Below are 11,486 nucleotides of genomic sequence, written 5' to 3' on the forward strand. Positions count from 1 at the left end.
TCTGACCTTTCGCCGAACATGAAAACGGCCCGCTTCCTTTTGGAGGCGGGCCGTTTTTTTGCGCTCCCACATTTGTTCGGTGGTGCTTCTGACAGGAATGTCTGTAGTGCTTTATCCAGTTTTTTGAAGGAAAAATCCCTAAAAAAGCAGGGTAAATCTGATTTCCTTGTCCCTCCATCAACACCCCTTGTCGCTCATGCAGAATCGCCCGCCTTCATTCTGCAGAGACACATCGGATGTTCGCGCCTGCCAATCAACCGCGTTTCACGTTGACCCTCGACGGCGTCCAGAATGAGCTCAAGGTGCTTGAGTTCACGGGCAAGGAAGCCATCAGCCAACCCTACCGTTTTGACCTGGAACTGGTCAGCGAGCGGCCCGACATAGAGCTCGAAAGCCTGCTGCATCGTCAGGCGTTTCTGAGTTTCGATGCGCAAGGCTCCGGTATTCATGGTCAGATTTTTCGTGTCGGCCAGAGCGATTCCGGCCAGCGTCTGACGGGCTACCAAATCAGTCTCGTACCGCGTCTGGCGTATCTCGACCGGCGTATCAATCAGCGGATCTTCCAGCACAAAAGTGTGCCGACGATCGTCACGCAAATCCTCAAAGACCACGGCATCCAGCGCGATGCCTTCGAGTTCCGGCTCGGCAGTGATTACCCCCAGCGCGAGTACTGCGTGCAATACGCTGAAAGCGATCTGGCCTTCATCCAGCGACTGTGCGCCGAAGTCGGTATCCACTACCACTTCCAGCACAGCCCCGACGGGCACCTGCTGGTGTTCGGCGATGACCAGACGGTTTTCCCCCGCCTGGCCGAGCCGACGCTGTACCTGCCGGGCAGCGGGATGGCTGCGGATGCGCCAGCGATCAAGCGTTTCAATGTACGGCTGGAAACCCGCACCACCGCAGTTACCCGTCGCGACTACGACTTCCAGAAACCGCGATTGCAACTCGAGAGCCGCCTCGACAGCGAGCAGCGACCGGTGCTGGAGGACTACCACTTCCCCGGCCAATTCACCGATCGTGAACACGGCAAGCATCTGGCTCAACGAGCGCTGGAGCGACACAGCGCGGATTACCGTCAGGCTGAAGGTCGCGGCGACGAATCCGCTTTGGTCAGCGGGCATTTCCTACACCTGGCCGAACACCCGCGTCAGGCGTGGAATGACCTGTGGTTGATCACCGAAATCGAACACCGTGGCCGTCAGCCGCAAGTGCTGGAAGAGTCGGCCACCAGCGACAGCCCGGATGATTTTCAGGGCTATCGCAATACCTTTCTGGCGACGCCGTGGGACGTTTCTTTCCGCCCTCCGCTGGGGCCGGAAAAGCCACGGATGCTCGGCTATCAACCCGCCGTGGTCACCGGCCCGGCAGACAGCGAAATCCATTGCGACGAGTACGGTCGGGTCAAGGTTCAGCTTGCCTGGGACCGTGACGGTCAGCTCAACGAGCATTCCAGTTGCTGGCTGCGCGTAGCCACAGGCTGGGCTCACGACCGTTACGGCAGCGTGATGATTCCGCGGGTCGGCATGGAAGTATTGGTGGGGTTTGTCGACGCCGATGCCGACAAACCGCTGGTGATGGGGTGCCTGCCCAACACGGCGACGCCGGTGCCCCTCGATTTGCCGGCGGACAAGACCCGCAGCATTTTCCGCAGCCAAAGTAGTCCCGGTGGCGGTGGTTACAACGAATTGCGCATTGAGGATCGCAAGGGCGCCGAGGAAATCTACCTGCGCGCCCAGCGAAACTGGACTCAGCACGTGCTGAACGATCAACAGGTGCAGGTCGATAACCAGCGCAGCATCGTCGTCACCGGCACCGCCCGCCATGAGCTGAAATCCGACGAAAAACGCATCACCCACGGCCAGCGCCAAACCGAAGTGCGGTTGGACGATCACCTGGTGGTCGTCGGCGACCGGCACATTCGCGTGAGCAATCAAGCTCTCAATGCCAGTCAGCAATTCCACGTCAGCGCCGGCCAGCAAGTGGTCATCGACGGCGGCGCCAGCGCGACCATTCAGGCGGGCGGGCAGTGGATCAACATCGGCCCTGGCGGGATTTTCAGCAGCGTGCCGATTCAGGTCGGTGGTGCGCCGATGGCGGTCATGGCTTCTGCGCCGAGCTTGCCGGATGTGCCGTTGAAACTCGCAGCAGCCCCGGCGGCGCTGCTCAGTGCTGCGCAGATTCTCAGCCTGCAAAGCGACGCGCCGTTCTGCGAAGAGTGCGAGCGCTGCAAGGACGGTGTCTGTGCCGCCTGATGTCCTGTCGCCTCGCGCCTGGCTGGAGCAACAGCCACTGCAACCATCGGAGCAACTGTTCGCGATTTTCAGCAGTGCCAGCGCCGCTGAACCGTTCAAAGCCTGGCAACGCGCGATCACGGCACAAGCGCCGAGCCCGATCTGGGCCGGCACCGCGTATGCCGAGTGGGAAGCGGTGATGCCCTATGTCGGAATCGTCGCCGCTGACAGTGAGTTTCTGCAGTGGGTCGCCGCCACTGAGTCCAGCGATTGGGGGTGGCTGGCGGTTTCTTCTGCCACCCAAGAGTCGTTGGTCGAGCATTTGCGCAGCCTTACACAAGTCCTGATGCCCAACGGCAACGCGGTGTTTTTTCGCTATTGGGATGGGCGCTATTTGCTGCCGATTCTGCAGTCTGCCGAGGTCAACGCCGCGCAACTGATGCCGGTGATCGGGCGCTGCCTGATCAATGGCCAGCCGCTGGATATCGGTGGCAGTGCGCTGAAAACCGCCAGGGTTTTTCCGTGGTGGGAGGTTTCCGAGTCGTTGCTCAAACACCTCGCCAGTGAGTCCGCGACAACACACATCAACAACCTGCTGAAGTGGTTGAGCGAAGACCGCCCTGATCTCTATGAGGCGTTTTCGATGAGTGTGTTGCGGCACAAAGTCGCGAGCTTTCTGGAGGCGTCGGACCGGTTTCAAGCACCGAAATCAGCCTTGGTGGATTACCTGATGACGGAGCTGGACTGATGGATCAGATCGTACGGATCGAGCAGGAGCTCGACGGTTTTAAAGACACGCTGGTCTTGTATCGCCAACAGCTTGGCAGTTTTTTGAGCAGGAATGCGGACAAGGTCAGCCGGGCGATGGACATACCTTCGCTGTTGGACATGGAGCGGGTGATAAAACTCGGCGACACCACGACTGCAGTGAGCAGTGGCGACGATGATTTTATCTCGGGTCTTGCGCAGTGTCCGGCTAATGGAATTCTGCAGATCGAGAGCAAGTTCGAATCGGTTTATGACATTCCATTGGGGAATATTCAGGTCGATGTGATTGCCGTTGATGGCGGCGAAAGCACGCCAGTCACGCTCGATGAGCATGGTAAAGGGCAGTTCACAGGCACACCCGGCAAGTTCTATCGCGTTCATGTCCAGGGTGAAGTTGCACCCTCGAAAATCAACGATCTTTTTGATTCTTACAAAGGCCTGACCAGCGACTTGGAGGGCTGGCTACGCAGTGAGTGGGAAGGTTTCAAACCGCAGTGGTCGCAATCGACTTTTGCGGCCGCGGGTAACGGCATGCTGGCGGGCAGTTGGGCGGCGGTCATGGGCGTGTGGGACAGCCTCGGCCTGCTCTCGGACATCCTCAAGGACCCCGGCCGGTTCGCGGAGCGGTTGGGCAGCGGTGCCGATCAACTGCGTGAGCTGGCGGAAAAATCACCGCAAGTGATGCAAAAAATCCAGCTGCTGGCCAGTGACGAAGCGGCGCTGTGTTTATTGTTGCGTACTGCGAGTCTCTGGCTGGAAATGCTCCCGCCCAGCGAGATCGCTGGCAACGCAGCAGAGGCGGCCAGCCAAGTCATTGTCTCGGTACTGATCGATATTCTTATCGCTTCAGCGCTGGCTTTCACAGGTGTCGGCATACCCGCCGCCAAAGCCTATTTAACGGCTCGCGGGCTCAAATACGGGATGGGGCTGGCCAGTCTCGCGATGCGCTTCGTTGAGGCGACATTCAATATCCTCAGCACCTTCATGAAGTACGTCGACCAGTACAAAGCGGTCGCCGCACGCGGTGTTGCGGCGGGGCTGAAAAAAGGCCGGATGCAACTGCGCTGGGATGCCAAACGCAACACCACGCTCAAGCAAAACGAACACCACGACGACTCCCCGGATCAGGCGAAAAACCCCAACGGCGACAGCGCCGACTCAGTCGACAAAACCGCGACCAACAAATGCCCGGTGTCGATGGTCACCGGCGAAGAACTGCTGACCCTCACCGACGGTTCGCTGGACGGCCTCCTGCCGTTCGACTTCACCCGGCTCTACCGCACCAGCGCCGCCGAGATCGATGTTGGCCTCGGTTTTGGCTGGAGCCATTCGCTCGCCCATCGGCTGGAAATCGAAGGCGACACCGTCATCTGGATCGACCACGAAAACCGCCGCACCACGTTTCCATTGCCGAGCAGCGAACGCCCGGCGATTCACAACAGCCTGTCACGCGCGGCGATTTACCTCGGTAATGACCCCGAAGAACTGATCCTCGCCCAGGCCGGCGACGACACGCGGTTCTACCACTTTCACCACGGTCGACTGACGGCGATCAGCGACGCCTACGATAACCGCCTGCGCATCACTCGCGACCGCCAGGAGCGCATCCAGCGCCTCGACAACGGCGCCGGCCGCGCCTTGCTGTTGCGCTACGACCGTGCCCACCTGATCGCTGTCGACTACCAAAGTTTTCGCCCGGCCCAGACCCTCGCCGAGGCCTGGCACACCGAACAAACCTTGGTCAGTTACCACTACGACGAACGCGATCAACTGATCGAAGCGAGCAACGCCGCCGGCGAAAGCGAGCGTTACGACTACGACGACAACCACGTCATTTTGCAGCGGCAACTGGCCGGTGGCGCGAGTTTCTTCTGGGAGTGGGAACGATCCGGCAAGGCGGCCAGATGTATTCGCCACTGGGCATCGTTTGCACAGATGGATGCTCGTTATGTCTGGGATGACCAGGGCAGAGTCACGGTCCTGAACATCGACGGCAGCGAAGAGGTTTACGTCCACGACGACCGGGCGCGGCTGGTGCGCCGGGTCGGGCTGGACGGCGGCGAACAGCTCAAGGCCTATGACGAGCAGGGTCGGTTGGTCGCCGAGCAGGATCCGCTGGGGGCTGTCACCGAATACCGTTATGACGAAGTCGGATGCTTGGTGGTGCTGATTCCGCCGCAAGACGAGCCGACGTCCTACGAGTACCGCAACGGTTTCCTGCATGCGCGCTATTGCGGTCAGGCGGTGTGGAAATACCAGCGCAATGCTCAGGGCGACGTTACCGAGGCGACCGATCCCGACGGTCAGGTCACCCATTACCACTACGACCCTCAGGGCCGGCTGCTGTCGGTCCGCTATCCGGACACCAGCCGGCATGTGTTTGTCTGGAATGCCTTGGGACAGCTGCTCGAGGAAACGCTACCGGACGGTGGTCAGCGAAAGTTTTCCTACGATGCATTGGGGCGGCAGATTACCCGTCAGGACGAACACGGCGCGGTCACCCAGTACCAATGGGACGCCGTCGGCCGACTAGTCCAGACGACATTGCCTACCGGCGCCACCCGCGCGCTTAGCTACAACGCCTACGGCAAGATCACCGCCGAACGCGATGAACTGGGTCGCGTCACCCGCTACGAATACGTCGACGATCTGCATCTGGTCAGCCGCCGGATCAATCCCGACGGCACCCAGCTCCAGTACCGCTACGACAACGCACAGCTGCTTCTGACGGAAATCGAGAACGAATCCGGCGAACACTATCGGCTGGACTACACGCCCAACGGCTTGATCCGACAAGAAACCGGTTTCGACGGCCAACGCACCGCCTACGTCTACGACCTCAACGGCCATCTGCTGGAAAAAACCGAGTTCGGCGATGACGGCTCGCAGATGATCACCGGCTATCAACGGGATGCGGCCGGGCGCTTGCTGGTCAAAACCTTGCCCGACGGCATCCAGGTCGAATACCGCTACGACTCGTTGGGCCGGCTGACCAGCGTCGACGACGGCCACGATCATCCGCTGGAATTCGAGTACGACCAGCAGGACCGGCTGATCACCGAGCACCAAGGCTGGGGCACGTTGCGTTTTGGCTACGACGCCTGCGGCCAGCTCAACCGTCTGCGCCTGCCGGACGGCAGCAAACTCGATTACCACCACGCCAAGGGTGGTGCGCTGACGGCGATCGACCTCAACGGCGCACGGCTTACCAGCCACACGTACAAATCCGGTCGCGAATTGCAGCGCCAGCAAGGTCTGCTGCTCAGCGACTACGCCTACGACGACCAGGGCCGACTGAAGACCCATGCCGTCAGCCAACAGCAGCAAGCGCTGTATCGCCGCGACTATGCCTACAGCCTCAACGGCAATCTCGACCATATCGCCGACACCCGCCACGGCCAGCGCAGCTACCAGTACGACCCGCTCAATCGCCTGATCCGCGTACGCCACTCCCGCGACGAGCTACCGGAAAGCTTCGCCCACGACCCGGCCGGTAACCTGCTGATGCAGGATCGCCCTGGCGCCGCGAAGGTGCGGGGCAATCGGTTGCTGCTGCAAGGCGACCGCCATTACGACTACGACGCCTTCGGCAACCTGATCCGCGAACGCCGCGGCACCGCGCAAAAACTCGTCACCGAATACCGCTACGACTGCCAACACCGACTGGTCGGCGTCACCACCCCGGACGGTCGCACCGCCAGCTACCGCTACGACGCCTTCGGCCGCCGCATCGCCAAAACCGTCGACGGCCACACCACCGAGTTCTTCTGGCAAGGCGACCACCTCGTCGCCGAAAGCAGTCGCGAACACCACCGCAGCTACCTCTACGAACCCGGCACCTTCCGCCCCCTGGCCATGCTCGACGGCAAAGGCCCGAAAAAGGCCTGCCCGTTTTATTACCAACTCGATCATCTCGGTACGCCGCAGGAGCTGACGGATTTCGGCGGCGACATCGTCTGGTCGGCGAAGTACAACGCCTACGGCAAAGTCACGCGCCAGACGTTCGGCGGGGGCGAGCAACTTGAACAACCGCTACGGTTTCAGGGCCAATACTTCGACGCCGAGAGCGGCCTGCACTACAACCGGCATCGGTACTATGATCCGGACGTTGGCCGATACCTGACGCCGGACCCGGTGAAGTTGGTGGGTGGGCTGAACCAGTATCAGTACACGCCGAATCCGACGGGGTGGGTTGATCCGTTGGGGGTGAGCGGGAACTGTCCGCCGCCGAACACGCCGGGGTGTGGGGCGCCGGATGATGCGACTGGCGTTAGGGTTGATGAAGGTGAGCCGGCGCTGCCGAAGCTGTCGGGTGAACAGCGGCGAGAAAGGATTGGGGTTCTTAAGGAGGAGGTTGCTAAGCGCTGGGTTGAGCGGTTTGAGAAAAAGTACCCTGGAATGCATTCCATTGGTAAGCATAGTGTCGAGGTTCCTGATGCGGTAATTCGACAGCGCTCGGTAGACGGGACGGACCCTATGACGATGATTCCCCATAGAGAAAATAGAGGGAACCTAAGTTCGCAATATAAAAGCTGGAACTTGCATATGCATACGCTCAACGATGATATGACTAGGGTTGTTCGAGGGCTTCCGCAATTCACTGGCAAAGATGTCAATGACTACAATGTGGTTAGAAGGGAAAATAAAAATGTTGGACGAGGGTATAAGCCAAACAGAAGAGACCCTGAAAATCCGCAACTGTTTGAAAGTATGCACGGTTCGGAAACAAAATTTAGTAAAGGTAGAACCCCTAAGCCGTTTACATCTCATCCGGTGATAATTAAATGATTAAAGATCCATATTTAGATCAGCCGTATTCGCCAACAGTGAGGGGGCTCCTAGGCGATTTTGATATTTATGATAGGGAACACACTCTTGGTCTAGAGCTCGAGAAGTACGACATTAATTGTTCTGCTGATAGAAGGATGCTCGCGAAAAATTATATTTTGGTTAGCTACGATTTTTTGAGTTATAGGCATAAGTTTTTGCTGGTAGCTGTCCTTGGATCTGCACTACAAGACGAGTCTTATAATTTTCGGACATTACTAGAACATGACTGCGAAAGCACCAATCTCTTTCCAAGTGGCTGGGATGAAATGAAAAATCCTCGTGCGTTTTTTGAAGATATTTACAGTGTTTTGAGCGATGAATGGAAAGGTGAACTGCTAAGGGCGAGCCTTGAGGATCAATCCACTTGGTGAGAAGGTTTATGTGGAGGGGAAGAGAATTTTCTGCAACAAAGGGACGGATTTATTTTTGCTGTCAGCTTCGAAGGTGTTGTTATAGAACAACAAATAAATCGGTTCCTTTTTGATAGCAGTATGGTGAGCAGACTAGAGCGGTCGTCATACTGGACAAAAATGGTAAAGCTAAAACTTCATGTGCGGAATTTTATTGATGAATAGGCCCTGCACGCTGTGGAGTATACGAGGTCTGCTTTTTGTTTTTGATATTAAAAATGCGCATGATTTGGAGCGGGAAAAAATTATCGTTTCGAAGAATGTGAATGATGACAAAGAGCTTGCCGAGCTTTTTGACGCCTTGCTACGCCCGGAATTTTTTATTTATAGTGAGCAAGAGCGCATTTTATTAATCGAAACTTTGTCTTGTTTTTTAGAGGTGGGTAATAGTTTTGATGAAATTTTTTCAAAAATGGACACGTATTTTGATGATGAGGTTAAAGATCAAAGGCGGTTTATGACAGTTCTCATTAATTGTTTGGAGCGGTATCAAGATCAAGGAAGTGGCATTAATTAATTCCTAAAGTAAGAAAAATATGGTGTCTGAACCGATTTTTACCAAAGGGGACTGCGAAGGGGCGGATTTATTTTGTTGCCAGCTTCGAAGGCGTTGTTATAGATCAATAAATAAATTCGTCCCCTTTTACGTATTTCTCCTTTTTGTGGATTTTGTTTGCGGGTATTGATAGCGAAGAAGAATTTTTTTGTTTCGGATAAGGTATATTTTTAGTGTTGAAAGTAATTGACGAAGAAAAAAGTAAATCGCTTCTTGATCGGATGGATGACGCTGGCTGCGTTTTCAATTTTGTGGTGCTCCGCCCTGAGATAAATGTGACAGTCGACGAATCAATTCATCGGCAAGCTTTGATCAGGCTTCACGAAAAGCTCATGAAAGATTTGTGGGATTGGCATAACGATTTGATAAAAAATCCCGAGTATATAAATCCAGGAGATCCAGCTATCAGTTGGGAGCTAGACAAGGCTGTGGCTACTGTTTTGAGTCGGGAAGAAATACATAATCTTATTTTGGTCGAAGATTATGAGCGAGGACCGCTGGCGTTTTACGGTTCTTTCCGTGAGCCACCTTATGGAACTGAATTCAAACGAGGAGAGCTTGAGGCTCGGGCACTATTCCATGAGTGGTGTCAGGCTCTAGGCCTCGAAGAACAGGATGATGTTGTAGTAATAAATTGGGTTAAGGGATTTAAGCGGGAGTGGGTCGATAACGCTGATGCAATTCCAGGGCGCGAATCGTGGAGTGATTACTTCAACGACGGTTTGGAATGGTGGGGGGTGTGGTGTTTGACTATCTGGAATCCTAAACGTCGTATCCTCAGCGCGTTGATTGCCAGTACATCGGACTGAGCAGTCCTGTTTAAGCTGCTCATGATGACTGCGAATTTTCTGGGCAAGGTCATCGGAAGTTTCCTTCAACTCGTATCGGTTTCCATGAACTGGTTTGAAATGCATTCCATCGATAGTCTCTGGTGGTCACTGAAAACTCAGTGGCGGGGTGTAGGAACCCTTCAAAGTCGTTGGAAATGTATTAGCGTCGAAGCTTGGTTTGCGGCCGTTAACGTGCGTCCGTAAGATCAGTTGCGGCGGTTGTGCGCGGGCACGCTTCGGTGTGGTCGAGTTTTCCAAAGGCCTCGATATTCCTACCCCGCGCATAGCTGCCACCCCAGCCTGTAGGAAGGCTGATGGCAGTTCCTGTTTACTGCCTCTGGAACTTGAAAATGAAAAATCTTCACCCCGACCCACGCTACGAAAAACCAATTCCCCACCCAAAAAGCCGCTTCATGGCCCTCACCGGCAACTGCACCGACATGCCCACCCTGTTCGTCGATACCCACGCGCCGCTCGATATCTTGACCGACACTGCCAGCTATCGAATTCGCGCCGTCACTCAGGTGCTGGAAAACATGTCGATGCGCGGCTCGGTCGAGTGTGAGTCCTTCATCCTTAGTGATTTTGCCTTGCTCTGTGCCATTTCATTGCGTGATGGGTGTGATGTGCTGGATGTGGTCGGGCGGCGGTTGCGGGCTCGGCCTGCGGAATAACGTTGCTGAATGATCGTTCCCACGCTCTGCGTGGGAATGCAGCCCGTGACGCTCTGCGTCACATCGGTGTCTGGCTCGGCGGCGGTGGTGGGGCTGGAACGCGGAGCGTCCCTTGAGGCATTCCCACGCGGAGCATGGGAACGATCACCGCGCGGGAGCATGGGAGTGATCAGCGTGCAGGCTGGCCACTCGGTCGTGAACCCCTGACGTTCTGCGTCGTACAGGGTAAACTTCCCGGCCTTCGCAGGAGCAGCCATGAATTATCGTCACGCCTTCCATGCCGGCAATCACGCCGATGTGTTCAAACACCTGACTTTGACCCGCCTCATCGCCTTGATGTCGCGCAAGGAGCAGCCGTTTGCCTATCTCGACACTCACGCCGGCATTGGTCTGTATGACCTTCAGGGCGATCAGGCCAGTCGTACCGGTGAGTACCTGGAAGGCATCGCGCGGTTGTGGGATCAGCCGGATTTACCGGCGCTGACCGCCGATTACATGAAGGTGTTGCACGAGATGAACCCGGATGGCCAGTTGCGCTATTACCCGGGGTCGCCGGAGTTGGCGCGGCGTTTGACCCGGCCGCAGGATCGCGTGTTGCTGAACGAGAAGCACCCGGAAGATGGTGTGTTGCTCAAGGACAACATGAAGGGCGATCGTCGGGTGAAGGTTCACCTGGGCGAAGGCTGGCATGTGCCGCGTGCGTTGTTGCCGGTGCCGGAGAAGCGGGCGGTGATGTTGATCGATCCGCCGTTCGAACAGCTTGATGAGATGCAGCGTTGTGCGGCATCGCTGAAAGAGGCGATTGGCCGGATGCGCCAGACGGTGGCGGCGATCTGGTATCCGGTGAAGGATCAGCGGGCGTTGCGGCGGTTCTATCAGGATCTGGCGGGTACGGGCGCGCCGAAGTTGTTGCGGGTGGAGTTGTTGGTGCATCCGCTGGATACGCCGAATAGTTTGAATGGTTCGGGGTTGGCGATTGCCAATCCGCCGTGGGGGCTGGAAGAGGAATTGCGTGAGTTGCTGCCGTGGTTGTCCAAGAAGTTGGGGCAGACCCAGGGCGGGTGGCAGATGGATTGGTTGATCGCCGAGAGCTGATCAGTTGCGTGTTGATCGTTCCCACGCTCCGCGTGGGAATGCAGCCCGGGACGCTCCGCGTCCCTGCCGAAGCGGACGCAGAGCGTCCA

8 protein-coding genes are annotated in these 11,486 nt (G+C 56.8%); all 8 read left to right on the forward strand.

Annotation, left to right across the window (positions count from 1 at the left end):
• Window positions 1-236 precede the first annotated feature (236 nt).
• The 8 genes from AC1RO5_RS16370 to AC1RO5_RS16405 all read left to right on the forward strand — a co-directional run bounded on the left by AC1RO5_RS16370 (window position 237) and on the right by AC1RO5_RS16405 (window position 11,397).
• On the forward strand, window positions 237-2,255 hold the full coding sequence (locus AC1RO5_RS16370) for a type VI secretion system Vgr family protein (protein ID WP_493176231.1): 2,019 nt from the start codon (window positions 237-239) through the stop codon (window positions 2,253-2,255).
• Window positions 2,245-2,982 carry a DUF4123 domain-containing protein gene (locus AC1RO5_RS16375; RefSeq protein WP_493176232.1) on the forward strand — a complete coding sequence of 246 codons (738 nt, stop codon included), beginning with the start codon at window positions 2,245-2,247 and terminating at the stop codon, window positions 2,980-2,982. Before AC1RO5_RS16370 ends, AC1RO5_RS16375 begins: the two co-directional genes overlap by 11 nt.
• Window positions 2,982-7,790, forward strand: a complete 4,809-nt coding sequence (locus tag AC1RO5_RS16380; RefSeq protein WP_493176234.1) for an RHS repeat-associated core domain-containing protein — start codon at window positions 2,982-2,984, stop codon at window positions 7,788-7,790. The genes AC1RO5_RS16375 and AC1RO5_RS16380 overlap by 1 nt, the downstream gene beginning before the upstream one ends.
• Window positions 7,787-8,203 carry a hypothetical protein gene (locus AC1RO5_RS16385; protein ID WP_493176235.1) on the forward strand — a complete coding sequence of 139 codons (417 nt, stop codon included), beginning with the start codon at window positions 7,787-7,789 and terminating at the stop codon, window positions 8,201-8,203. The genes AC1RO5_RS16380 and AC1RO5_RS16385 overlap by 4 nt, the downstream gene beginning before the upstream one ends.
• A 196-nt stretch (window positions 8,204-8,399) precedes the next feature.
• On the forward strand, window positions 8,400-8,759 hold the full coding sequence (locus AC1RO5_RS16390; RefSeq protein WP_493176237.1) for a hypothetical protein: 360 nt from the start codon (window positions 8,400-8,402) through the stop codon (window positions 8,757-8,759).
• Between the two features lie 212 nt (window positions 8,760-8,971).
• Window positions 8,972-9,607 (forward strand): hypothetical protein, encoded by a 636-nt coding sequence (locus AC1RO5_RS16395; protein WP_493176239.1) that lies wholly within the window; start codon window positions 8,972-8,974, stop codon window positions 9,605-9,607.
• Between the two features lie 371 nt (window positions 9,608-9,978).
• Window positions 9,979-10,302 carry a hypothetical protein gene (locus AC1RO5_RS16400; RefSeq protein ID WP_493176240.1) on the forward strand — a complete coding sequence of 108 codons (324 nt, stop codon included), beginning with the start codon at window positions 9,979-9,981 and terminating at the stop codon, window positions 10,300-10,302.
• A gap of 255 nt (window positions 10,303-10,557) precedes the next feature.
• Window positions 10,558-11,397 (forward strand): 23S rRNA (adenine(2030)-N(6))-methyltransferase RlmJ, encoded by an 840-nt coding sequence (locus tag AC1RO5_RS16405; RefSeq protein WP_018928567.1) that lies wholly within the window; start codon window positions 10,558-10,560, stop codon window positions 11,395-11,397.
• Window positions 11,398-11,486 lie beyond the last annotated feature (89 nt).

The organism is Pseudomonas sp. GW822-FHT02G04 (genome assembly GCF_058802085.1).